This is a genomic window from Plantibacter sp. LMC-P-059a, assembly GCF_030209505.1.
Classification (GTDB): Bacteria; Actinomycetota; Actinomycetes; order Actinomycetales; family Microbacteriaceae; genus Plantibacter.
Window position 1 is genome coordinate 1 of sequence record NZ_JARVRZ010000005.1, and the last position, 24021, is coordinate 24021.

19 protein-coding genes are annotated in these 24021 nt (G+C 69.9%); 16 read left to right on the plus strand and 3 right to left on the minus strand.

Features of this window, described 5'->3' with window-relative positions; all coding sequences use genetic code 11:
- From QRN27_RS12405 to QRN27_RS12450, 10 genes are all read left to right on the plus strand, one after another.
- The coding region (locus tag QRN27_RS12405; RefSeq protein ID WP_285042496.1) for a hypothetical protein at positions 1-183 on the plus strand (183 nt) is incomplete at its 5' end.
- Positions 184-195: 12 nt separating this feature from the next.
- Complete coding sequence (locus tag QRN27_RS12410; protein WP_285042497.1) at positions 196-423, plus strand: hypothetical protein; 228 nt, start codon at positions 196-198, stop codon at positions 421-423.
- A 12-nt stretch (positions 424-435) separates the two neighbouring features.
- Complete coding sequence (locus QRN27_RS12415) at positions 436-1239, plus strand: hypothetical protein (protein WP_285042498.1); 804 nt, start codon at positions 436-438, stop codon at positions 1237-1239.
- The gene (locus tag QRN27_RS12420; RefSeq protein WP_285042499.1) at positions 1236-2006 is read left to right on the plus strand and encodes a hypothetical protein; all 771 of its coding nucleotides are present in this window, start codon (positions 1236-1238) and stop codon (positions 2004-2006) included. The genes QRN27_RS12415 and QRN27_RS12420 overlap by 4 nt, the downstream gene beginning before the upstream one ends.
- 189 nt (positions 2007-2195) lie before the next feature.
- Complete coding sequence (locus QRN27_RS12425; RefSeq protein ID WP_285042500.1) at positions 2196-3053, plus strand: DUF5819 family protein; 858 nt, start codon at positions 2196-2198, stop codon at positions 3051-3053.
- Positions 3050-4093 (plus strand): HTTM domain-containing protein, encoded by a 1044-nt coding sequence (locus QRN27_RS12430; protein ID WP_285042501.1) that lies wholly within the window; start codon positions 3050-3052, stop codon positions 4091-4093. The genes QRN27_RS12425 and QRN27_RS12430 overlap by 4 nt, the downstream gene beginning before the upstream one ends.
- A 281-nt stretch (positions 4094-4374) precedes the next feature.
- Entirely contained in the window at positions 4375-5163 is a 789-nt protein-coding gene (locus QRN27_RS12435) for a DeoR/GlpR family DNA-binding transcription regulator (protein ID WP_056014447.1), read from the plus strand.
- On the plus strand, positions 5160-6185 hold the full coding sequence (locus QRN27_RS12440) for a 1-phosphofructokinase family hexose kinase (RefSeq protein ID WP_285042502.1): 1026 nt from the start codon (positions 5160-5162) through the stop codon (positions 6183-6185). Before QRN27_RS12435 ends, QRN27_RS12440 begins: the two co-directional genes overlap by 4 nt.
- A 58-nt stretch (positions 6186-6243) precedes the next feature.
- On the plus strand, positions 6244-8301 hold the full coding sequence (locus QRN27_RS12445; RefSeq protein ID WP_285042503.1) for a PTS fructose transporter subunit IIABC: 2058 nt from the start codon (positions 6244-6246) through the stop codon (positions 8299-8301).
- A gap of 83 nt (positions 8302-8384) precedes the next feature.
- Complete coding sequence (locus QRN27_RS12450; RefSeq protein ID WP_056014456.1) at positions 8385-8654, plus strand: HPr family phosphocarrier protein; 270 nt, start codon at positions 8385-8387, stop codon at positions 8652-8654.
- Between the two features lie 503 nt (positions 8655-9157).
- On the opposite strand, the gene QRN27_RS12455 is transcribed toward QRN27_RS12450, so the two are convergent.
- Both QRN27_RS12455 and QRN27_RS12460 read right to left on the minus strand, forming a co-directional pair.
- A complete protein-coding gene (locus QRN27_RS12455; protein ID WP_285042504.1) occupies positions 9158-13063 on the minus strand; it encodes a glycoside hydrolase in 3906 nt (1301 codons plus the stop codon).
- 265 nt (positions 13064-13328) lie between these two features.
- Positions 13329-14369: a LacI family DNA-binding transcriptional regulator gene (locus QRN27_RS12460; protein WP_285042505.1), complete on the minus strand. Its 1041-nt coding sequence runs from the start codon at positions 14367-14369 to the stop codon at positions 13329-13331.
- Between the two features lie 146 nt (positions 14370-14515).
- On the opposite strand from QRN27_RS12460, the gene QRN27_RS12465 reads away from it, so the two are divergent.
- The 6 genes from QRN27_RS12465 (at position 14516) to recR (ending at position 23058) form a co-directional block, all read left to right on the plus strand.
- Positions 14516-15439, plus strand: a complete 924-nt coding sequence (locus QRN27_RS12465) for a carbohydrate ABC transporter permease (RefSeq protein ID WP_056014464.1) — start codon at positions 14516-14518, stop codon at positions 15437-15439.
- Positions 15439-16389, plus strand: coding sequence for a carbohydrate ABC transporter permease (locus QRN27_RS12470; RefSeq protein WP_056014467.1), 951 nt, complete (start codon positions 15439-15441; stop codon positions 16387-16389). The genes QRN27_RS12465 and QRN27_RS12470 overlap by 1 nt, the downstream gene beginning before the upstream one ends.
- Before the next feature lie 90 nt (positions 16390-16479).
- Positions 16480-17832, plus strand: coding sequence for an ABC transporter substrate-binding protein (locus QRN27_RS12475; RefSeq protein WP_056014470.1), 1353 nt, complete (start codon positions 16480-16482; stop codon positions 17830-17832).
- Between the two features lie 168 nt (positions 17833-18000).
- Positions 18001-19758: a glycoside hydrolase family 35 protein gene (locus QRN27_RS12480; protein WP_285042506.1), complete on the plus strand. Its 1758-nt coding sequence runs from the start codon at positions 18001-18003 to the stop codon at positions 19756-19758.
- A gap of 72 nt (positions 19759-19830) precedes the next feature.
- Positions 19831-22455 (plus strand): DNA polymerase III subunit gamma and tau, encoded by a 2625-nt coding sequence (locus QRN27_RS12485; RefSeq protein ID WP_285042507.1) that lies wholly within the window; start codon positions 19831-19833, stop codon positions 22453-22455.
- Positions 22456-22458: 3 nt separating this feature from the next.
- On the plus strand, positions 22459-23058 hold the full coding sequence (recR, locus tag QRN27_RS12490; RefSeq protein WP_056014479.1) for a recombination mediator RecR: 600 nt from the start codon (positions 22459-22461) through the stop codon (positions 23056-23058).
- A 134-nt stretch (positions 23059-23192) separates the two neighbouring features.
- On the opposite strand, the gene QRN27_RS12495 is transcribed toward recR, so the two are convergent.
- The gene (locus QRN27_RS12495) at positions 23193-23945 is read right to left on the minus strand and encodes a GNAT family N-acetyltransferase (protein WP_285042508.1); all 753 of its coding nucleotides are present in this window, start codon (positions 23943-23945) and stop codon (positions 23193-23195) included.
- Positions 23946-24021: the final 76 nt, after the last annotated feature.

The window sequence follows — 24021 nt, forward strand, 5'->3', positions numbered from 1 at the left end:
ATGCTGACGCTGACACGGATGCTGCTGCTGATGTGGACGCTGCTGCCGACACCGATGCTGCTGATGTGGACGCTGCTGCCGACACCGACACCGACACCGACACCGACACCGATGCTGCGGCTGACACCGACGCTGCCGCTGATGTGGATGCTGCTGCTGACACGGATGCTGCCGCTGACGTAGACGCCGCGGCCGATGTGGACGCTGCCGCCGACACCGACGCTGCGGCCGATGTGGATGCTGCCGCTGACACGGATGCTGCTGCCGATGTGGATGCTGACGCTGACACGGATGCTGCTGCTGATGTGGACGCTGCTGCCGACACCGACACCGACACCGACACCGACACCGATGCTGCGGCTGACACCGACGCTGCCGCTGATGTGGATGCTGCTGCTGACACGGATGCTGCCGCTGACGTAGACGCCGCGGCCGATGTGGATGCTGCTGCCGACGCGGACGCTGCTGCGGACCTCGACGCTGCTGCTGATGTGGATGCGGCCGCTGACACCGATGCTGCTGCCGATGTGGATGCTGACGCTGACACGGATGCTGCTGCTGACACGGATGCTGCTGCTGACGTGGACGCTGCTGCCGACACCGACACCGATGCTGCGGCTGACACCGATGCTGCTGCCGATGTGGATGCTGACGCTGACACGGATGCTGCTGCGGACGTGGACGCTGCTGCTGATGTGGATGCCGCCGCTGACACCGATGCTGCGGCTGACACCGACGCCGCCGCTGATGTGGATGCTGCCGCTGATGCCGATGCTGCTGCCGATGTGGACGCTGCCGTTGACGCCGTCGATGCTGCTGCGGACTCCGACGCTGCCGCTGATGTGGATGCTGCCGCTGATGTCGATGCTGCTGCCGATGTGGATGCTGCTGCCGATGTGGATGCTGCCGCCGATGTCGACGCTGCTGCTGACACGGACGCTGCTGCCGACGTGGATGCTGCCGCTGATGTCGATGCTGCCGCTGATGTCGATGCTGCTGCCGATGTGGATGCTGCTGCTGATGTGGATGCTGCGGCTGATGTGGATGCTGCCGCCGATGTCGACGCTGCTGCTGACACGGACGCTGCTGCCGACGTGGATGCTGCCGCTGATGTCGATGCTGCTGCTGACACGGACGCTGCTGCCGATGTGGATGCCGCTGCCGACGTGGATGCTGCCGCGGATGTCGATGCTGCTGCTGACACCGCCGCTGACGCGGACGGTACTGATCTCGACTTGAACGCGGACGTCGACGCGGACACCGCGACTGACGCGGACGCTGCTGCTGATGTCGATGCTGCTGCTGATGTCGATGCTGCTGCTGACACCGATGCCGCGGCCGACACCGCCGCTGACGCCGACGGCACCGATGTCGACTTGAACGCGGACGTCGACGCGGACACCGCGGTCGACGCGGATGCTGACACCGACGCCGCCGCCGACACCGATGCTGCGACCGACTCCGCAGCTGACGCAGACACTGCGACTGACGCGGACACGGCAGCCGACGCCGACACCGACGCGGACACCGCAGCCGACGCCGACACCGCCGCTGACGCCGACGGCGACACCGACGCCGGCGACGAGCGTCAGGCGACCGTCAAGTACCCGACGATCGTCGTCGACACGGGTGTGGTCCAGGAGGTCTACGTCACCGGCTTCGAGCCCGGCGAGACCATCTCGGCCACGGTCTTCTCGACCCCGTTCGCGCTGACGCCCGTCGTCGCAGATGCCTTCGGAAACGCCACCCTCACCTTCTCGGTCGACTCCTCGTCGCTCGAGGTGGGTGCCCACCGGGTGGAGGTCTCCGGATCCGAGACCGGTGAGCTGCCGCTCGACCGCGAGGCCACGGCCTTCACGGTCACCGCGCCAGTCGCCGCAGCACCGGGGTCACGCCCCGGTCTGCCGAGCACCGGCTTCGACGGCCTGTGGCTCGGTGGACTCGGCACCATGATGCTCCTCCTCGGAGGCGTCTTCGTGGCTACGCGGCGGGCGCGTATGGAGTGACCCCACTGAGCAGGCCGTGCCGCATTCGGGTCGGCACGGCCTGCTCCTTCTCCCACGGATGGTTTCGCCGAACCGGAGCCGCCGTGGTTCATCACCACCCATCACCCAGGAGGAACCGTGACTCCGATCACACGACCATCCGCCGCCCTCCGACAAGCTCAGGGGCCGGCACACCATGAGGGCCCGGGCTTGCTCGAGGAACCCCGCCCCGAGCGGCCGCCGGCTGAGCCGGTCGACGGGCAGGACAGGCCCACCCGCCGACGCCCCGAGGGCGCACCACCGGCACCCCCGAAGCGCGCCGCCCGCATCGCCGCGGCCGTCTCGCTCGTCCTCGTCGGCGTGTACGTCGCCGGCACCCTCGTCATCGTCTCGCCCACGACGCCCGTCCGCGGCGCCGTGGTCGCTGCGGCCGGCCCCTACTTCACGCAGAAGTGGAACGTGTTCGCGCCGAGCATCATGAAGACGAACATCACGTTCTCGGTGCAGGCGCAGTGGCGCGACGCCGACGGTGCTCTGGTCAAGTCCGACTGGGTCAACGTCACGAAGCTCGAGCAGCAGGCGGTCCCCGGTCACGCCGAGCCGTCGCGCATCCAGAAGTCGTCCTGGAACGCGATGCTCGCCTACAACGCCCGGTATCTCGCGCTCGACGCCGAGCAGCGGGAGCTCGTGCGCGACACCTTCATCCAGCGCGCCGACGGTGGCGGCTACCGCGCCCAGTCTGCCGAGTCGCTCATCGCCGACCTCGAGGCCGTGGGCGGGACGCCGAGCACCGGGCGCGGCGACATCGTCCGGTTCCTCCGCTACGACTACATGCTGAAGGAGTACGCGACCGCGTTCTCCACGGCGTACTTCGGCGAGGACGTCGAGCGGGTCAGATGGCGGATCGACCGCACGCGCCCGAACGACTTCGAGAACCGGTTCTCCGAGGAGCGGCAGTTCGACGCCACCGCCGTCACCTTCGGTTGGCGGCATGTGGACGACGTGATCGACGCCGAGACGCTCGCGGTGTACCGCGACGTGATCAGCCGCTACGGAGGTGCACGATGAACGCCGTCCGCACAGGGTTCGACCGCTTCACCGGGTGGGTCACGGGTGCCAAGCACGCCGGCTACAGCCTCTCCGCGCTCCGCATCCTCTACGGGATCGCGATCGTCAGCTTCCTCCTCACGAGCCTCGCCGACCGGCACTACCTGTGGGGCGTCGCGTCCCGGTGGGTGGATCCGGAGGCCAGACGTCGCGCCTGGTTCCCGCTGTTCGAGGTGGTCTTCACGAAGGACAGCGCGTTCCTCTTCGACCTCGCCTACGGGGCGCTGATCGTGCTCGGGGTCCTGTTCCTCATCGGGTGGCAGACCCGCTTCGTCACGCCCGTCCTCCTCGTGTTCTGGGTGGGGCTCGCGACGAACAGCACGGTGCTCACCAACGGTGGCGACACGATCCTCCGCATCACACTCCTCTTCCTCGTGTTCGCGAACCTCTCGCGTCACTGGTCGGTCGATGCCTGGCTCGCACGTCGGCGAGGTCGGGAGCCACGCCCCATCCTGCGGGGGCGTCTCGCGATCCCCGAGTGGCTGGGGAACGCGGCGAACAACACCGCGGTGCTGCTCTGCGGGTACCAGATCATGCTCGTGTACGTGAACTCGGGCATCTACAAGCTCATGGGTGCGGAGTGGCGCGAGGGCACGGCGTTCTACTACTCGCTCGTGCTCGACGTGTTCCGACCGTTCCCGGCGCTCAGCGACCTGGCCTGGCAGATCGCGCCGTTCGTGTGGGTCGCGACGTTCCTGTCGGTGTGGGTGCAGCTGCTGTTCCCCGTCCTCGTCCTCTGGCGGCCGACCCGCATCGTCGCCCTCGGGTTCACGATCCTCATGCACCTCGGCATTGGACTCTTCCTCGGACTGTGGCCGTTCTCGCTCGCGATGATCGCCCTCGACCTGCTGTTCGTCCGCGACCGCACCTGGGTGGCCACCGGCCGATGGGCGACCCACGCCGGGGGAGTGCTCCGTCAGTTGCTGCCCGATCGCCCGGCCTCGCAGGGGCGCGAGGCAGCGGAACAACCTGTCACGACGACGGCCGGTTCGCCGTCGTGACACCAGCCGTCTCGCGCGTTCGGGTGCGAGACGATCAGGCGGTCGGCGCTACGGTTGCGCCGACCGCCGCCTTCTTCGCCGTCCTGATCCTCGCTTCCTGACGCGCCCTTCGACAGGCTCAGGGACCGGGGCTGGTCGTTGCCCTTCGGCGCGCTCCCGGACCGGGGCCACCTGATCGGTCGCTGAGCTTGTCGAAGCGGATCTGTGTTTCTCTGTGTTTGTGTGATACTTTCTTCGCACTGCAAGCCTGCAACACCGGAAACGAAGGTCAAGGACGACGCATGTACGCGACGGAGCGGCACGAGCACATCACCAGCCGGGTGAAGACGAGCGGACGGGTCTCCGTCGCCGACGTGTCCCGGGAGCTGGGCGTCACCGCCGAGACCATCCGTCGCGACCTCGACCAGCTCGAGTCCTCGGGCATCCTGCGCCGGGTGCACGGCGGCGCCGTCTCCGCAGCCCGTGCGTCCGTGGCCGAGGCCAGCCTCGCCGAACGCCAGGACCAGCGCCGCGACGCGAAGGCGACGATCGCCCGGGCCGCCCTCCGCCTCATCCCCGACACCTTCAGCGGTTCGATCGTCATCGACGCCGGGACGACCACGGCGCACCTCGCCGACCTCCTCGTCACCTGGCGACCGGCCGTCGCCGGCCAGACGCTCACCGTCATCACGAACTCCGTGCCGATCGCGGCGACGCTCCACCACTGCGACCACGTCGAGCTCCACCTGCTCGGTGGCCGGGTCCGCGGCATCACGAGCGCCGCGGTCGGCAGCACCACCGTCGACGAGCTCGGCCGCTTCCGTCCCGACATCGCCTTCGTCGGCGCCAACGGCGTGAGCGCCGACTTCGGTCTGAGCACGCCGGACGAGCTCGAAGGGGCCGTCAAGTCCGCGATCGTCCGCGGTTCCCGCCGGGCCGTCGTCCTCGCCGACGCCGCCAAGCTCGGCGAGGAGGCACTCATCCGCTTCGCCGCCCTCGACGAGATCGACACCGTCATCACCGACGAACCCGTCGCAGCGGAGCTCGCCACCGCCTTCGAGGGCGCCGGCGTCGAGGTGGTCGTCGCATGATCATCACCCTGACCGCCAACCCCTCACTCGACCACACCGTCGAACTGCCGGGCGTCGTCGAGCGCGGCGAGGTCCTCCGCGCACTCGCGAGTCGTGAGCAGCCGGGCGGCAAGGGTGTCAACGTCTCCCGCGCCGTCGCCGCCGCGGAGCTGTCGACCGTCGCCGTGCTCCCCGGTGAGTCGAGCGACCCCATGGTCGAATCGCTCCGCGACCAGGGCATCGACGTCCTCGCGGTTCCGACCGGACAGCCCGTGCGCCGGAACATCACGCTGACCGAGCCCGACGGCACGACGACGAAGATCAACGAGCCGGGACCGCTCCTCACCGAGGACGACGCCACCCGCCTCGTCGACGCGACCGCCCGTGCCGCCGCAGGCGCCGAGTGGCTCGTCGTCGCCGGTTCGCTGCCGCCCGGCCTCGCCCCCGACTTCTACGCCAGGGTCGTGCGGGCCGCGCGGGCGCTCGCCGCCGACGGTCGACCGCTCGTCGCCGTCGACAGCTCCGGCGCTCCGCTCGCGGCCCTCCTCGCCGCCTTCGCCGACACCGGTGAGCGCGTCGACCTCATCAAGCCCAACGGTGCCGAACTGGCCGAACTCACCGGCACCGCGACCGGCGAGGAGATCGAGGCGGACCCGGCGCTCGCCGCAGCCGTCGCCTCGACCCTCGTCGGCTCCGCCGACGCCCCCGGCCCTGTCGTCGCCGTCCTCGTCACCCTCGGCTCGCGAGGCGCCGTCCTCGTCGAAGCCGACCAGGCCTGGTTCGCCCGGGCCCCGAAGATCGTGGCGCGCAGCACCGTCGGCGCGGGGGACTCCTCCCTCGCCGGCTACCTGATCGCGCACACCGCAGGCCTCCCACCTGCAGCCCGCCTCGCGCAGGCCGTCGCCCACGGAGCCGCAGCCGCGGCACTCCCCGGCAGCGACGTCCCGGCGCTCAGCGCGACCGACGCCGGAGCCATCGACGTCGGCCCGCTTCCGCACCTCGACCACCTCGGTGACCGGGCGTTGCACCTCTCGCGTCCCTGATCCACCGACCACGAACCACCCGAAGCAGCAGCAGCATCCGTTTCGAAGGAGAACCCAGATGTCCACCCCATTGATCACCACCGGCCTCGTCGCCCTCGACGCCGACCTCGGCACCGATCGCGCGGGCGTCATCCGCGCGCTCGCTGAGCTCGTCGTCCGGGCCGGCCGCGCCACCGACACCGACGCGTTGTTCGCCGACGCGTGGGCCCGCGAGAGCAAGACCGACACCGGCATCCCCGGCGGCATCGCGATCCCGCACTGCCGTTCCGCCGCCGTCACCGAGCCGACGCTCGCGATGGCCCGCGTCTCGCCGCTCGTCGACTTCGGTTCCGACGACGGCCCCGCGGACCTCCTCTTCTTCATCGCCGCTCCGGATGGTGCCGATCAGGCGCACCTGGCGCTGCTGTCGAAGCTCGCCCGCTCGCTCATCAAGCCCGAGTTCGTGACCTCGCTCCGTGAGGCCCCCGACGCAGCAGCCGTCGTCTCCCTCGTCGAGGGTGCGCTCGGCGACGCCCCGAAGGCCGCCACGGCACCCGCTGCGGAGCGCGCCGCCTCGGCTCCGGTCGAGTCCGCCGGCGGGGCGAACCGCCCCGTCCTCATCGCGGTCACGTCCTGCGCCACCGGCATCGCCCACACGTACATGGCGGCCGATTCGCTCGCCGCCACCGCCAAGCGCCTCGGTGTCGAACTCCACGTCGAGACACAGGGCGCGTCCGGCGCGACCCCGCTGCCCGCCGACGTCGTCGCGAAGGCACAGGCGGTCATCTTCGCCGTCGACGTCGACGTCCGCGACGTCACCCGCTTCGCCGGCAAGCCCGTCATCAAGGCTCCGGTCAAGCGCGGTATCGACGCACCCGAGCAGCTCATCAATGACGCGGTCGCCGCCATCTCCAACCCCAACGCACCGCGCGTCGCCGCTGCGGCGGGTGAGGCGTCCGCCTCGACGTCCGACAAGAAGGACGCGAACGTCGGTCAGTCGATCAAGCGTTGGCTGCTCACCGGTGTCAGCTACATGATCCCGTTCGTCGCCGGTGGCGGCCTGCTCATCGCCCTCGGCTTCCTCCTCGGTGGCTACAACATCACCGAGAACGCCGGCAAGATCATCGTCGAGAACAGCCTCGTGAACCTCCCGGCGGGCGGCCTCGGCACCTACCTCGGTGCGGTCGCGTTCTCCATCGGCAACGCCTCGATGGCGTTCCTCGTCCCAGCTCTCGCCGGGTACATCGCCTACGCGATCGCCGACCGACCGGGCATCGCACCCGGGTTCGTCGCCGGTGCCGTCGCCCTCCTCATGAGCGCCGGCTTCCTCGGCGGTCTCGTCGGCGGCCTGCTCGCCGGTGGTGTCGCCTACGGCCTCGGTCGTCTGAACGTGCCGCGCTGGCTGCGGGGGCTCATGCCGGTCGTGATCATCCCGCTGCTCGGATCGATCGTCGCCTCCGGCCTGATGATCCTCGTCCTCGGTGGCCCGATCGCCGCGCTCATGGGCGGCCTCAACACGTGGCTGTCCAGCCTCACCGGTGTCTCCGCGATCCTCCTCGGCGTCATCCTCGGCACGATGATGGCGTTCGACCTCGGTGGCCCGGTCAACAAGGTCGCGTACTCGTTCGCCGTCGCCGGCCTCGGTGCGGGCACGCTCGCCAACCAGGCGCCGTGGCAGATCATGGCCGCGGTCATGGCAGCCGGCATGGTGCCGCCGCTCGCGATGGCCCTCGCCTCGACCGTCCTCAGCCGTCGTTCGTTCACCGCCGTCGAGCGGGAGAACGGCAAGGCCGCGTGGCTGCTCGGCGCCGCGTTCATCAGTGAGGGTGCGATCCCGTTCGCCGCGGCCGACCTGTTCCGTGTCATCCCGGCGTCGATCCTCGGTGGTGCCGCCACCGGTGCGCTCATCATGGCGACGGGTGTCACCTCGCAGGCCCCGCACGGTGGCGTGTTCGTGTTCTTCGCGATCGGCAACTTCGCGATGTTCGTCGTGTCGGTCCTCGTCGGCACCGTCATCACCGCGGTCGCCGTCGTCCTGCTCAAGCGGTTCGCCCGCCGCCGCCCGGTGGAGGGCGCGGACGCCGCAACCGCCGCCGTCGGCACCGAGCAGGCGACCGTCCGCCCGGCCACCGTCTGATCACCCGGGACTGATCCACAGCCGGACCTGATCCACTGGTCAGGCCCATCCACTCGACACCGAACCTGAGAAGGAGCATCACCATGGCCGAACGCCAAGCCACCATCGCCAGCCGCGTCGGGCTGCACGCCCGCCCCGCCAAGCTCTTCATCGAGACGGTCAAGCGCCAGCCGGTGCCCGTCACGATCGAGCTCGGCGACTCCGGGCCGCTCGACGCCTCCAGCATCCTCACGATCATGAGCCTCGGCGCCACGAACGGCGACGTCGTCACCCTCCGTGCCGAGGGCGAGGGTGCCGACGAGGCGCTCGCCGAGCTCGCCGGCCTCCTCGAGACGGACCTCGACGCCGAGTAGTCACCTGCAACGACGGAACCCCGCCACCCGAGTCAGCTCGGGTGGCGGGGTTCCGTCGTTGCTGCTCTTCGACAGGCTCAGGGGCCGGAGGGGTCCGGTCACTGAGCTTGTCGAAGTGCGGTGTTGGTCGAGTGCCCTTCGACAGGCTCAGGGACCGGAAAGGGTCTGGTCACTGAGCTTGTCGAAGTGCGGTGTTGGTCGGGTGTCCGTCGACAGGCTCAGGGACCGGGGCTCTCCGCAGGGACCGTTCTGGTCACTGAGCTTGTCGAAGTGCGGTGTTGGTCGAGTGCCCTTCGACGGGCTCAGGGACCGGAAAGGGTCTGGTCACTGAGCTTGTCGAAGTGCGGTGTTCGTTGGTTGCCTTTCGACGGGCTCAGGGACCGGGGTTCTCCGCGGGGACCGTTCTGGTCACTGAGCTTGTCGAAGTGCAGTGTTCGTTGGTTGCCCTTCGACAGGCTCAGGGACCGGGGATCCGGTCTCCGAGCCTGTCGAGGCGCGGTCGGCTAGGCCGAGCGTCGGCGTCGCGCGACGAGCACGGAGCCGAAGCCGACGAGGCCGAGCAGCAGTGCGACCAGCCCGACGGTCGACACGTCGACGCCCGTGCGGGACAGCGAGTCGGCGCCCGTGGCCGAACCACCCGAGGGTGAGCTCGTTCCGTCACCGCTCCCGACCGTGCCACCGCCGGCGCCCGTGCCGGGCCCCGTTCCGGGGTTCGTCCCCGGGTCGGTGCCGGGATCGGTTCCCGGGTCCACCACGGCGGCCAGGACGGTCACCGGTGTGGACGTCGTCTCCACCGGCGCGAAGCCGTCTGCCGAGGCCGTCACTCGCACCGAGAGCGCGGCACCGGCACTGCCCACGGGCGGGGTGAAGCTCGCCGTGTCGGCGTCCTCGACCACCTCGCCGTCGAGCAGCCACGCGTAGACCACGGCGGCGTCCTCCGGGTCGAGGACGACCGCTGCAGTCGTCGCCACCCCCTCGCGCGCCACGCTGGAGAGCGTCGCGGTCGCGACCGCCGTCCGGGCGAAGGTGATCGTCGTCGCCTGCGTGGTCGTGCCGTCGGCCGCCGTCACCGTGATGACGACGCCGTCGCTCGCGTCGGCCGCAGCACGGGCCGCAGCAGTCGGAGCAGCGGCGAGCGGTTCGATCGTGACCGTCGCGTCGCGGTCGGTCGGGATCGCGTCGATCACGGGATCCGCGGAACCGGCCAGCGGCACCTCGTACTCGAGCACGCTTGGGTCGAAGCCCTCGACCGGTGTGCCGTCCACCCGCAGGGCCGCAAGGCCGGCCTCGGTGGCGACCGACGGCGCGAGCGCGTAGATCTCCACCTCGGAGACGACCAGGTGCGTGTTCGGGTAGGCCGTCATCACGACGCGCACGGCTGAGGTCGACACACCACCGAGGTCGACGTCGACGACCGGTGCCGTCCCGCCGGTAGGAACCGGCACGGTGACCGCTCCGCCCGGTGCGTCGATCCACGTCCCGTCAGCGTCGCGGTACTGCACCGTCAGCGCACTCGGCCAACTGTTCGTCCCACCGTCCTTGTAGGCGTAGAAGGTCACGTGCTGGATCGCCTGCGCGGAACCCAGCTCGTAGGTCAGGGTGTCGCCGGCCGGCTTGTCCGACGACCGCCAGTTCGACCAACCCTTGTCCGTGCGCACGCCGTTCTTCGTGTTGCTCGCCGGGTAGCCGGACTCGGTCGACGTCGCACTCGCGACGGTCGTCGGGTCCGGAGCGATGTTGCGCTCGCCCGGAGCCGTCACGATGACCGACAAGAGGGCGTCGATCGGCGCGGCTGCCGGGTCGTTGGACACCGCGGTGCCCGTCACCCGGACGACGCCGGGTTCGGCGAAGTCCTCGTCAGTCAGCGAATCGACGTCCCAAGTCACCGCGGCGTCGAACCGGTTGGCGCTCGCCCCGATCTGCGCGGGGACGGTGGCCGGGACGGCGTCGACGACCGCGCTCGCCGGAGTGCCGGCCGCGACGGTCAGCGAGACGGGCTCCGTGGTGGTGAAGCCGCCGATGTCGACGGTCGCCTGGGCGGTGAAGGCCGTTCCCCACCCATCCGTCCCCGACCCGTTCACGACGATCGTGCCAGGGGTGTTCCAGTCCACGGCCGAGGTGTCCCAGGTGACCGGGACGGGCGAGCCCTGCACGGTGCCGTAGAGCGGGACGACGGTGTTCGGCAGTGCGGCAGGGACGCCGGCGATCGTCTGTGCGACGACCGGCTGGACGCCGGTGAGGGCGATGTCGACGAAGGCCCAGGTCTGGTTCGCGCCGTTGTTCGACTGATAGACGCCGACCGCGGCGCCCGTCGTGGTCGACTGACCGCCGACCTCGAGGGCCTGACTGGTGCCCGCGTTCACGAGGCTCCACTCGGCGCCGTTCGTCGTCGTGGGGATCCACTGCAGGGACGGGTCGGTCGCGGCCTGTTCCCGGGTCGCGGTCACGAGAGAGGTGCCGGCCGACGTCGCGGCGAGGAGTGCGCCCGAACCGCTGCGCATCGCGTACCGGGCGGTGCTGGTGCCCCCGCCGGACAGGAGTTCGGCGGTCCAGACCTGCGCTGCACCGGTGGTGGCGTCGGAGGCGCGAGGCGTGATCGTGCCGGCCGGGACCGTGCCCGTGGTGCTGGACGCGGTGAACGCCTTCGCGCTCTGCTTGCCGACGAGCTGGTAGCCGTGTCCGTCCTGGAACGGTGCGGCATCCGCAGCGACACCGGTGGCGCCGTCCACGAGGAAGGTGGTGACCGACTTCGCCGGGACGGTGAGCGTCGCCTGCTTGGTGACGGGGTCGATCGCGACCGCCGCGCCCTGCACGAGGGCATTCGCCGTAACGTCGTCCGCGGGGGACTCGGTGGTGACGACCGGGGTGACCGTCGCGCCCTGGGCGATGCTCGCGAACTTCGACAGGTCGATGGTGATCGTCCGAGCCGAGGTCGACGGGTTCGCGTGGACGAGGTTCACGCCGGTGCCGTCGGCGCGGAGGGCCGTGGTGGTCTCCGCATCGGTGGACGGGATGAGGTGGTCGCCGGGCTGCACGTAGTGGGTGAAGTTGCGGAGCGTGTTGTACTTCGCGTTCGTCTGCACGGAGCAGCTCGGGTCCGCGTCACCGTCGGCGATGCGTCGCTCGGAGTCGCCCTCGGCGTTGCAGTCGAAGTCGATGAGGACGCTGCCCCAGTTGAGCTTCTCGACCTTCTCCATGTTGTAGAGGTCCTCGACCGGCTGCCAGAGGACCCAGGCCGTCGGCTCGAGGTTCCGGAGGTCGTCGATGAGGTGCGTCGCCATCCCGATGCCGTTGTCGATGTTCGTGAGGTTGTGCTGGCCGCTGGAGTCCCAGTCGCCCTCGACCTCGCTCATCCACAGCGGCTTGCCGGCGGTCTTCGCGATGTCGCGTGCGACGACGCTGCCGCCCTGTCCGTAACTGTGGACGTTGAGCTGCGTCACGAGGTCCTTGGCGGCCTGTGACCAGCCGTTCCAGTTCGTGGCGAAGATGCCCGGGTTGGTCTCGTCCATCGCGGCGATGACCGCCTCGGTGGACGTGCCCTCAGCCGCCAGGCGCTCCGCGAGGGCCTTGATCACGGTGTCCTGCATGGCGGGCCCGATGTGCGCACCCTCCTGCCGGCCGCCCTTCGGCCATCCCGTGGCCTCGTCGATCTGCGTGCCCCAGTAGTTCGTGTTCGGCTCGTTGAACGGGTCGATCGTGTCGAAGTCGATGCCGGTGTCGGCCTCGAGGTGGTCGACGACGGTGGCGAGATACGCGACGAAGTCGTCGACGCTCTCGGGCTTCAGCTGCTCGTCGGCGGCGTTGTAGTTCCCGGAGACGTAGCCGCTCTCCGTCATGAAGTACGGCGGGGAGTTGCTGAACGCCTCCCACTTGGTGATCTTGTCCTTGAGGGCCGTGAGCCACCAGCGCTGGGTCTCGTCGGCGGTGAAGTCGTAGGAGGCCGGGTCGTCGGCGTCCCAGGCCGCGGCGTAGCGGTCGCGGTCGGCGTAGTCGGAGGTGATCGGTCCGTCGGCGTCGCTCGCGCCGAGCTCGGGGTTCCACCAGCCGTCGACGGCGCCGCCGGCGCGGAGGTAGGGCGGGACGTCGCTGGCGTTGCCGCCACCGATGTTGTACCGCGCGATGTTGAGGTTGAGGCCGTCCTCGCCGAACACCTTGTCGAACAGGTCCTGGCGGACGTCGGCCGGGTAGTCGCCGGTCGCGTTGGCGAACCAGACGAGGCTCGTGCCCCAGCCCTCGAAGGCTTCGTTCTGGTAGGCGGGGTTCGGCGTGATGGTCAGGGCGGTGCCCTCCGCGGCGGCGGCCGGCGGCGCCTCCACGGTGGCGAGTGCTGGTGCGATCGCGGCGATGCCGAGGGCGACGGCGACGGTCGCTCCCATCGTTCGGCGGCGGACTGGTGACGGCAGTGTCATCGGTGGTTCCTTCGTTGGAGGCCGTGGAGCAGATCGATGTTCACGTGAACATTTCGGGGCGTCGAGCCACCGTGTTCACGTCAACATTTCCGACGAGTATGGGCGACCCCTCACTCGGGTGTCAAGGACTGCCCCGTCACCGAGGTCCCTCTTCCGGTCACGCAGCTCCCCATTCCGGTCACTGAGCCTGTCGAAGTGCGGAGGTGGGCATTTCGACAAGCTCCATGACCGGACGTGTTCAGCTCGATGACCGGACGGGTTCCGGTCAGCGGGCGGGCGGGGGAGCGGTGCTCGCTCGCACGACGAGACGCGTCGGAGTGAGCGGCTCGGAGGACGCCGACGGGCCCTCTTCGATCTCGCGGAGGAGCGTCGTGATCGCGCGGCGGCCGATCTCGTCGAAGTCCTGGTGCACCGTCGTGAGCGGCGGCCAGAACGAGTCCGACTCCGGGGTGTCGTCGAAGCCGACCACACTGATCGATCCCGGCACGGCTCGCCCGCGCTCGTGGAGGGCGCGCAGGAGGCCGAGTGCCATCTGGTCGTTCGAGGCGAAGACGGCGGTGATCTCCGGGCGCTCCGCGATCTCGAGGCCGATCTCGTAGCCGGAGGTCGTCGACCAGTCGCCACGGAATGCGGGCGGCGGCGTGATGCCGGCCGCGCGCAGGGTGTCGCCCCAGCTCTGCTCCCGACGGGCCGCCGAGTAGGAGGTGCGGGGACCGGCGATGTGCCATACGCCCTGGTGCCCGAGGTCGAGGAGGTGCTGGGTCGCCAACGCCGCACCCTGCGCCTGGTCGTTGTCGACGACCGGGTAGTCGGTGCGCGCGGCCGAGTCGATGACGACGACGGGCAGGCCGGCCGGCAGCTCGACGTCGGCGCCGTCGACGATGTGCGACTCGATCACGATGATGAGCCCGTCGACGTCCTGCTCGCGGAGGCTGTCGAGGGCGACGGCGACATCACGCTGCGTGGGGTACTCGACCGGGACGACGGTGACGGAGTACCCGGCCCGCGCCGCCTGCACGGTGATCGCGTCGAGCGTGCGCATGTTGCCGTAGGAGGAGAGGGTGAACATGGTGATGCCGATGCTGCGGGTGCGACCGGACCGGAGGGCCCGCGCGGCCCGGTTCGGGCGGTAGCCGAGCTCGGTCATGGCTTCGAGGACGCGGTCGCGGGTGTTGTCATCGACGTTCGTCAGCCCGTTCGCGACGCGCGACACCGTCTGCGAGGAGACCCCGGCGTGGGCTGCGACGTCCGCCATGGAGGGCGCACGTCTGGCTCGGCCAGGCGCTCGCTGGGTGGTGTCCGTCATGGTCTGCCTCTCGTCGCATCCATCCTTGCATGTTGACGTGAACATGCTATGGTACCGAACAGATGTTGACGTAAACATCATCGGCGACACCCCCGAGACGCCACACCGCACGACGGTTCCACCCGAATCCAGCAAGGAAGCTGCCCATGACCACCACGACCGCTCGCACCGGCCGGCCACCAGCGGTCCGCGTCCACCGCCGCGACCGCCGGGATTGGAAGGGGTGGGCGTTCATCGCCCCCTTCATGATCGTCTTCGCGCTGATGATCATCGCGCCCCTCGTCTACGCGCTCTACCTCAGCTTCTTCCAGGAGAAGCTCATCGGTGGCAACGCCTTCGTCGGGTTCGACAACTACCTCCAGGTCTTCCAGGACCCGAAGTTCTGGGAGCCGTTCGGCCGCGTCGCACTGTTCTTCGTCGTGCAGGTGCCGATCATGCTCGCTCTGTCGCTCACCGCTGCACTCGCGCTCGACAGTGCCCGGCTGCACGGGGCCGCGTTCTTCCGCATCGCCCTCTTCCTGCCCTACGCGGTGCCCGGCGTCGTCGCCGCACTCATCTGGGGCTTCATCTACGGCGACCAGTTCGGACTCGCGGGCAGCTTCAACGACCTCGTCGGCGCGCAGATCCTCGAACCGTTCAGCTCGCAGGCCGTCCTCGCCTCCATCGGCAACATCGTCACGTGGGAGTTCATGGGCTACAACATGCTCATCTTCTACGCCGCCCTCCGGGTGGTTCCCGGTGAGATCTACGAGGCGGCCGAGATCGACGGCGCCGGGCAGTTCCGCACGGTCTTCAGCATCAAGATCCCCGCCCTCCGCGGCGCGCTCGTCATCGCGACGATCTTCTCCGTCATCGGCTCCTTCCAGCTGTTCAACGAGCCGAACCTGCTGAAGAACCTCGCCCCCAACGTGATCACGAGCAACTTCACGCCGAACATGTACGCCTACAACCTGTCCTTCGCGGGTCAGCAGTTCAACCTCGCGGCGACGGTCGCGATCATCATGGGCGTCATCACCGCCGTCATCGCCTACGTCGTGCAGGTGCGCGGCTCCCGACAGGAGAACAGCTGATGGCCACCGTCTCGAACCCCACCGTGCGTCCGCAGACCGTCTCGACGAGCACCGCCCGCAACGCCCGCGCCTTCGACCGCCCCACCCGCAAGCGCCACGACCCGCGACGCAAGCGCTCGCTCGTCCTGACGATCGTCATGGCCGTGTTCCTCATCTACTCCGTCGTCCCGATCCTCTGGCTCGTCATCAACGCGACGAAGTCCCAGCCCGACCTGTTCTCCTCCTTCGGCCTCTGGTTCGGCGACGGCGGGTTCAACTTGTGGCAGAACATCGTCGACACCGTGACCTACCGCGACGGCCAGTTCGTCGGCTGGTTCGGCAACACGCTCCTCTACGTCGTCGTCGGAGCCGGTGGGGCGACCCTCCTCGCGACGATCGGCGGCTACGGACTCGCGAAGTTCCGGTTCCCGGGCAAGCGTGCGGTCTTCGCGATCATCCTCGGCTCCATCGCCGTGCCGGGCACTGCGCTCGCCGTGCCGACGTTCCTCATGTTCAGCCAGCTCGGCCTGACGAACACGCCGTGGGCCGTCATCCTGCCCTCGCTCGTCAGCCCGTTCGGTCTCTACCTGATCTGGACGTACGCGGTCGACGCGGTGCCCACCGAACTGCTCGAAGCGGCACGGATGGACGGTGCCGGGGAGTTCCGCACCTTCTTCACGATCTCGCTCCGGCTGCTCGGACCGGGCATCGTCACGGTCCTGCTCTTCGCGATCGTCGCGACCTGGAACAACTACTTCCTGCCGCTGATCATGCTCTCCGAACCCACCTGGTACCCGCTCACGGTCGGCCTCAGTCAGTGGAGCGCGCAGGCCACAGGCGTCGCGGCCCAGCCGATCTTCAACCTCGTGATCACCGGATCGCTCCTGACCATCGTCCCAATCGTCATCGCGTTCCTCTTCCTGCAGCGCTTCTGGCAGTCGGGCCTCAGCGCCGGCAGCGTCAAGGGCTGATCCACTCCCTGAACTCCCTCCCCGGTCCCTGAGCTTGTCGAAGGGCCACCAGCACCACTCCTCCTCCCAACGCAGTGAAAGGAAACACCCATGAAGCGCATCTCACCGTCCCGCACGGTCCTGCGCCGCGCGGCCACGGCGGCCGTCGCGTCCGCGATGATCGGAGCCTCGCTCGTCGCCTGCTCGTCCGGCGGCGGCACCACCGCCTCTGGCGACGCGAAGGACATCGAATCGGCCCTCGAGGCCGGTGGCGAGCTCACCTACTGGTCGTGGACCCCGTCCGCCGAGGCCCAGGTCGCCGCGTTCGAGAAGGCCTACCCCAAGGTCAAGGTCAACCTCGTCAACGCGGGCACCAACACCACCGAGTACACGAAGCTGCAGAACGCGATCAAGGCCGGCAAGGGTGCCCCCGACGTCGCGCAGGTCGAGTACTACGCCATCCCGCAGTTCGCGCTGAGCGACTCCCTCGTGGACCTCAACGCCTACGGCTTCGGCGACCTCAAGGACGACTACAGCCCCGGCCCGTGGAGCTCCGTCAACATCGGCGACGGCCTGTACGCCCTCCCGCAGGACTCGGGCCCCATGGCCATGTTCTACAACAAGACGGTGTTCGACCAGTACGGCATCGCCGTCCCGACCACCTGGGACGAGTACATCGCAGCCGCAGCCCAGCTGCACACCGCCGACCCGTCGAAGTACATCACCAACGACTCCGGTGACTCCGGCTTCGCGACCAGCATGATCTGGCAGGCCGGCGGCCGTCCGTTCACCGCCGACGGCACCAAGGTGAGCGTCAACCTCGCCGACGAGGGCTCCAAGAAGTGGGCCGACACCTGGAACCAGCTCGTCGAGGGCGACCTGCTCTCCGACGTCCCCGGGTGGAGCGACGACTGGTACAAGTCGCTCGGCAACGGCAGCATCGCGACGCTCATCACGGGCGCCTGGATGCCCGGCGTGCTCGAGTCGTCCGTCGCCGAGGCCTCCGGCCAGTGGCGCGTCGCCCCGATCCCGACCTACGACGGCAAGCCGGCCAACGCCGAGAACGGCGGCGGTGGCCAGGTCGTGCTCAAGCAGAGCAAGAACCCGGCGCTCGCCGCGGGCTTCCTCAAGTGGCTGAACAACGACGAGGAGAGCGTCAAGGTCTTCCTCGACAACGGCGGCTTCCCGGCGACCACCGCCGACCTGAACTCCGACGAGTTCCTCTCCGCCGCGCCCGAGTACTTCGGTGGACAGAAGATCAACGAGGTGCTCGTCCAGGGTGCCAAGGACGTGTCGACGGGTTGGCAGTACCTGCCCTACCAGGTCTACGCGAACAGCATCTTCGCCGACACCGTCGGGCAGTCCTACGCCAACCGTGCCGACCTGAACGACGGTCTGGCCGACTGGCAGAAGCAGCTCGTCGAGTACGGCAACACGCAGGGCTTCACGGTCACCGAGAAGTAGTCGTCCGCCGGCTCCGGTCCCTCCCGGAGCCGGTGGCGCGGCCCGCGGTCTCACCGCGGGCACCTGCAGCATCAGCACCATCGACCGTGGCCGGTCGGCGTACCTTCAGGGTCTCGTCGGGCCGGCCACGGTCGCTCCATCCCGACCTCTTCATCACGGAGCCCCAGCATGCCCACGTTCTCCATCGGCGCCGACGACTTCCTGCTCGACGGCCAGCCGTTCCGGATCCTCTCCGGAGCCCTCCACTACTTCCGGGTGCACCCCGAGCAGTGGGCGGACCGCATCGCGAAGGCGAAGCTCATGGGGCTCAACACGATCGAGACGTACGTGGCCTGGAACCAGCACAGCCCCGAGCGCGGCGTGTTCGACACCACCGGCACCAACGACCTCGAGCGCTTCCTCGACCTCATCGCCGAGGCCGGCATGTACGCGATCGTGCGCCCCGGCCCCTACATCTGCGCGGAGTGGGACAACGGCGGCCTGCCGGGCTGGCTGTTGCACGACCCGGAGCTCGGACTGCGTCGCAGCGAGCCCCGGTACCTCGCGGCCGTCCGCGAGTACTTCGAAGCGCTCCTCCCGATCGTCACCGCGCGGCAGATCGACCGCGGAGGTCCCGTCATCCTCGTGCAGGTCGAGAACGAGTACGGTGCCTACGGCGACGACCACGACTACCTCCGCACGCTGACCGCCTGGACCCGCGAGCTCGGGATCACCGTGCCGCTGACGACGGTCGACCAGCCGACCGCGCAGATGCTCGAGGACGGCAGCATCCCCGAACTCCACAAGACCGGTTCCTTCGGCAGCCGCTCGCTCGAACGCCTCGCGACGCTGCGGGAGCACCAGCCCACCGGGCCGCTCATGTGCTCGGAGTTCTGGGACGGGTGGTTCGACCACTGGGGTGAGCACCACCACACGACCCCGGTGGCGGAGACGGCGGCCGACCTCGACGCGCTGCTCGCGACGGGCGCGTCGGTCAACATCTACATGTTCCACGGCGGCACGAACTTCGGGTTCACCGGCGGCGCGAACGACAAGGGGCAGTACCGCTCCCATGTGACCTCCTACGACTACGACGCCCCGCTCGACGAGGCCGGCCACCCGACGGAGAAGTTCTTCGCCTTCCGCGACGTCATCGCGAAGTACGCCGAGGTGCCGACGGACGTCCCGCCTGCCGCGACGGACGCACCGGCGTTCACCGCCGCCTTCGAGGCCGAGGTGCCCTTCGCGGAGGTCGCCGACGAGCTCGCCCCACTCGCAGCGTTCGACCGGATCCCGACGATGGACGAACTCGGGGCCTTCAGCGGTCTCGCCCGCTATCAGGCGCGGCTCGGCGGACGTGGCGGCGTGCTGCGGTTCGGCGAGGTGCGCGACCGCGTCGTCGTGTCCGTCGACGGCGTGCCGGTCGGGACGCTGACCCGCGAGTTCCAGGAGCGCTCCCTCGTGATCCCGGCGGGCGAGACGCTCGAACTCCTCCTCGAGAACCAGGGACGCGTCAACTACGGCAAACGTCTGGGCGAGCCCAAGGGGATCATCGGGCCGGTGTCGCTCGACGGCGTCGAACTGACGGCCTGGGGGATCGCCCCGGTCGCCCTCGACCGACTCGACGAGGTCGTCGACGCCGCGGCGTCACCGGCGGCCGGCGCACGGATCAGCGGTGCCGGCCCAGTGCTGCTCACCGCGACCGTGACGCTCGATGCGCCCACCGACCTGTTCCTCGACACCGCCGACTGGGGCAAGGGACTCGTCTGGGTGAACGGCTTCCTGCTCGGCCGCTACTGGTCGAGAGGGCCGCAGCACACGCTCTACGTCCCGGGCGGTCAGTTGCGTGCGGGGGCGAACCGGTTCACCGTGTTCGAGTTCCATGCGTTGACCTCGCCGGAGCTCTCCTTCCTGGCCCGTCCGTCGCTCGGTCCCGTGGAGTTCTAGGCCCCGTCCGAGCGGCGGCCGTCCGCTTCCGGCAGCGGCCCCGATGTCGGGGGCGACGGCTACCATTGGTGGGTGGTCACTGCTCTGTATCGCCGGTATCGGCCCGAGACGTTCGCCGAGATGATCGGTCAGGCGCAGGTCACCGATCCCCTCATGACGGCCCTGCGCACCAACCGGGTCAATCACGCCTATCTGTTCAGCGGTCCGCGAGGCTGTGGCAAGACGACCTCGGCCCGGATCCTGGCGCGCTGCCTCAACTGCGCCGAGGGCCCGACCGACACCCCGTGCGGTGTCTGCGCGAGCTGCGTCGACCTCTCGCGCGACGGCTCGGGCTCGCTCGACGTCGTCGAGATCGACGCCGCCAGCCACAACGGTGTCGACGACGCCCGCGACCTCCGCGAGCGCGCGATCTTCGCGCCGGCCCGCGACCGCTACAAGATCTTCATCCTCGACGAGGCGCACATGGTCACCCCGCAGGGCTTCAACGCGCTGCTGAAGATCGTGGAGGAGCCGCCGGAGCATGTGAAGTTCATCTTCGCGACGACCGAGCCCGACAAGGTGATCGGCACCATCCGTTCGCGTACCCACCACTACCCGTTCCGGCTCATCCCGCCGGCCCAGATGCTCGACTACGTGCAGCAGCTCTGCGACAGCGAGCACGTCGGCGTCGAGCCGGGCGTCCTGCCGCTCGTGGTCCGCGCCGGTGGCGGTTCGGCCCGCGACACCCTGTCGCTGCTCGACCAGCTGATGGCCGGCTCGGAGGGCGACTCGGTCGACTACGAACGTGCCGTCGCGCTGCTCGGCTACACGCACACCGCGCTGCTCGACGAGGTCGTCGACGCCCTCGCCGCGCGTGATTCCGGGGCCGCGTTCAGCACGGTCGACCGCGTCATCCAGACGGGACAGGACCCCCGACGCTTCGTCGACGACCTGCTCGAACGACTCCGCGACCTCATCGTCGTGGCCGCCACCGGCGAGAACGCGGCCGCCGTGCTGCGTGGTCTGCCCCAGGACGAACTCGACAAGATGCTCGGCCAGGCGCGTGCCTTCGGTATCGCGGAGCTGTCCCGCACGGCGGACGTCGTCAACGAGGCGCTCACCCAGATGACCGGCGCGACCTCGCCGCGGCTCCACCTCGAACTCATGATGGCCCGCATCCTCGTCCCCGCGGCCGACGACTCCGCCCGTGGCGCGCTCGTCCGCGTCGAGCGCCTCGAGCGCCGCATCGGTGTCGACGGTGTCGCCGCCGACCCGGCCGCTGTGGCGCCGTCGGCCTCGGTTCCGGCGCCCGCCTCGGTCGCCGCCGTCCCGGCCTCGGGGCCGTCGTCCGCACCGTCCCCATCTTCGTCCCCGGTCCCGGAGCCGGTCGAGGCGCGCACAGCTGCCGCTCCCGCGCCGGTCACTGCTCCTGCCCCGGCCGCGCCCCGCGTCGGCCCGGTCACCCTGCAGCTCGTCCGCGACGCCTGGCCCGAGATCGTCGCCCGGGTCGAGAAGGCCGACCGCAAGGCGTGGATGATCGTCGTCAACGCCCAGGTCGGTGGCTACTCCGACGACGAGGTCCTCACGCTCGTCTTCGCGAACAACAGCGACCTCAACGACTTCAAGGCCCGCCACGCCCCGGGCACCGGGGTGGCCGAGGTCCTGCGCACCGCGGTGCTCGACGTCCTCGGCGTGCGGGTCAAGTACCTCGCCAAGGTCGCGGGTGCCGAGGAGCCGCCGGCGGTTCGCGCCGCTGCGCCGACCTCGGGCGCCGTCTCCTCGGAGCCGTCCGCTTGGTCGACGCCGAGCCTGCCGCAGAACGTCCCGGCGCCCGCAGCGTTGGCGTCGTCAGCCGGCTCCGCCTCGGCAGGGTCGCGTCCCTCGTGGCCGACGGTCGCGCCTGCCGGAGGAGCGGACGCCGCGTCCTCGGCCGAGCCCGCGTCCTCTGGCTCGGGAACGCCCGCCGGCGAGTCATCGGCTCCTGCTCCGTCGCCATCGGCGCCGGTCGAAGAGCGTGCATCGGTGTCGTCCTCCTCCTGGGCGACGGTCGTCCCGCCGGCCGACGAGCCCGAGCCGTCCCCGGTCCCCACCTCCGCGACGCAGTCGTCTTCGGTCCCTGAGCCTGTCGAGGGGCCCACCTCGTCTCCGGTCCCCGCCTCCGCGACGCAGTCGTCTTCGGTCCCTGAGCCTGTCGAGGGGCCCACCTCGTCTCCGATCCCCGCCTCTGCGACGCCCCCATCCTCGGTCCCTGAGCCTGTCGAAGGGCAGCTCGCCCAGCCCACCGGATCCGCAGCTCCCGCCCCGACGACCCCTCCGCCCGCGCCGCGCCAGCAGGCCGCACCGCCGCGCCAGCAGGCGCCCGCCCGAGGTCCCTCCAACGGCGACGCACTCGGCTCGCGGACCGTCACCTGGGACGTGGTCTCGATCCCGTCCGACGCCGACGCACCCCCGCCGGACGACGAGCCGCCGTACCCCGACCCCTACGACGCCCCGGCGGCGCCTGCCGCTGCTCCCGCCGCTCCGGCTCCGGCCGCCTCGGCCGCCCCGCCCGTGGCGGAGCGCCGGCAGCCGCTCGTCAAGATGCGTCAGGCGCCTCCGGCGTCGGCGGGATCCCATCCGGCGGGCGACAACCGGTACGGCGAGAGCGTCGTCCGCGAGCTCCTCGGCGCCACATTCATCGAGGAGCAGCCGCACGAGCCGCGCTCCGGAGGGCGGTAGGCCATGTACGAGGGAATCGTCCAAGATCTGATCGACGAGTTCGGGCGACTGCCGGGCATCGGTCCGAAGTCGGCGCAGCGCATCGCGTTCCACATCCTCCAGACGGAGTCGTTCGACGTGTCGAAGCTCGCCGAGCTCCTCACCGTCGTGCGCGAGAAGGTGAAGTTCTGCGAGATCTGCGGCAACATCTCCGAGCAGAACCTCTGCAGTGTGTGCCGCGATCCGCGACGCAACCCGGCACTCATCTGCGTGGTCGAAGAGCCGAAGGACGTCGTCGCGATCGAGCGCACCCGTGAGTTCCGTGGGTTCTACCACGTGCTCGGTGGCGCCATCAGCCCCATCGACGGCGTCGGGCCCGACGACCTCAACATCCGTCGACTCATGCAGCGTCTGGCCGACGGCACGGTCACCGAGGTCATCATCGCGACCGACCCGAACCTCGAGGGCGAAGCGACGGCCACCTACCTCAGTCGGTTGCTGCTCCCGATGGGGATCCGCATCACCCGACTCGCCTCCGGCCTGCCCGTCGGCGGTGACCTCGAGTACGCCGACGAGGTCACCCTCGGACGCGCCTTCGAGGGCCGCACCGTCGTCAGCGGCTGAGCCCCGCCCGCCAACCCACTCATTCACCCAGCGCGCTCTGCGGACGACCCTTTCTCAGGAGTCGGCCGGCGTGTCGGGCTCGGCCGGCGTCGCCGCGCCGGGGAACTCCTGAGTCAGGGCCGGTCGGGTGGGGGTCAGGCGTCGGCGGACGGCGACGGCCACTCGGCGACCACCGGCCGCACCGAGAGCTGCCGCCCGACGGCGGAGAAGCCGAGCTTCCTCGCGACCGCTCGCGATCCGGGGTTCGTGTCGGCCGCCCGCCACTGGGGGAGCAGCTTGTGCTCGAGCGCGTGCTCGACGGCGGTCGAGGCGAGTCGGGTCGCGAGACCGGTCCCGCGAGCTTCCGGTGCCGTCAGCGCCGTCACGTGCGCGACGCCGAGCGGCCACGACCGGTACCCGGCGACCGCGAGCACGCGCCCGTGGTCGCGCACCGAGAACAGGGGAGAGGTGATCCCGAAGATCCCGCTCTCCGAGGCCTCATCGTCGCCCACCTTCGACAGCATCGACTCGATGGCGGGGTCGCTCGCCTTGCTCGCCACAACGTCGATCTCCTCGGCGGGCGTGAACCGGCCGGGCAGCAGGTAGTCGAGGGTCGCCGGCCCGAGGACCTCGGCGATCTGCATCCGGGATCGCAGGAAGTCGACGGTGCCGACGTTTTTCGGCGACTCGTCCTCGATGGCCAGCCGTTTCGCCGTGTCCTCGTCGGGCACGATCGCGAGGGCGCTGCCGGCGATCTCGACGACGCCGATCCAGCCGGGCGGGCAGGCCATCGACCCGGCGTTCACGACGACCGCGACGCGACCCGGGGTGAACCGTGCGGTCGGCGAGGCGAGCCCCTGCCAGAGGCGCCGCACCGTCGCGAGCACCCGAGCGTCGTCCTGTTGCATGCGCCAACCCTACCCAGCGGGTGCCACCGTCCGGGGCCGGTCACGGCGGTCGCGAACCGGGTGAGGGTGCCCTTCG

Excerpts from the sequence above, each read along its gene's own strand:
- QRN27_RS12435 (WP_056014447.1), top strand. The coding sequence starts at position 4,375 with ATGTACGCGACGGAGCGGCACGAGCACATCACCAGCCGGGTGAAGACG.
- QRN27_RS12460 (WP_285042505.1), bottom strand. The coding sequence starts at position 14,369 with ATGACGGACACCACCCAGCGAGCGCCTGGCCGAGCCAGACGTGCGCCC.
- QRN27_RS12480 (WP_285042506.1), top strand. The coding sequence starts at position 18,001 with ATGCCCACGTTCTCCATCGGCGCCGACGACTTCCTGCTCGACGGCCAG.
- QRN27_RS12450 (WP_056014456.1), top strand. The coding sequence starts at position 8,385 with ATGGCCGAACGCCAAGCCACCATCGCCAGCCGCGTCGGGCTGCACGCC.
- QRN27_RS12465 (WP_056014464.1), top strand. The coding sequence starts at position 14,516 with ATGACCACCACGACCGCTCGCACCGGCCGGCCACCAGCGGTCCGCGTC.
- QRN27_RS12410 (WP_285042497.1), top strand. The coding sequence starts at position 196 with ATGTGGACGCTGCCGCCGACACCGACGCTGCGGCCGATGTGGATGCTG.
- QRN27_RS12440 (WP_285042502.1), top strand. The coding sequence starts at position 5,160 with ATGATCATCACCCTGACCGCCAACCCCTCACTCGACCACACCGTCGAA.
- QRN27_RS12475 (WP_056014470.1), top strand. The coding sequence starts at position 16,480 with ATGAAGCGCATCTCACCGTCCCGCACGGTCCTGCGCCGCGCGGCCACG.
- QRN27_RS12455 (WP_285042504.1), bottom strand. The coding sequence starts at position 13,063 with ATGACACTGCCGTCACCAGTCCGCCGCCGAACGATGGGAGCGACCGTC.
- QRN27_RS12495 (WP_285042508.1), bottom strand. The coding sequence starts at position 23,945 with ATGCAACAGGACGACGCTCGGGTGCTCGCGACGGTGCGGCGCCTCTGG.
- QRN27_RS12430 (WP_285042501.1), top strand. The coding sequence starts at position 3,050 with ATGAACGCCGTCCGCACAGGGTTCGACCGCTTCACCGGGTGGGTCACG.
- QRN27_RS12415 (WP_285042498.1), top strand. The coding sequence starts at position 436 with ATGTGGATGCTGCTGCCGACGCGGACGCTGCTGCGGACCTCGACGCTG.
- QRN27_RS12470 (WP_056014467.1), top strand. The coding sequence starts at position 15,439 with ATGGCCACCGTCTCGAACCCCACCGTGCGTCCGCAGACCGTCTCGACG.
- QRN27_RS12445 (WP_285042503.1), top strand. The coding sequence starts at position 6,244 with ATGTCCACCCCATTGATCACCACCGGCCTCGTCGCCCTCGACGCCGAC.
- recR (WP_056014479.1), top strand. The coding sequence starts at position 22,459 with ATGTACGAGGGAATCGTCCAAGATCTGATCGACGAGTTCGGGCGACTG.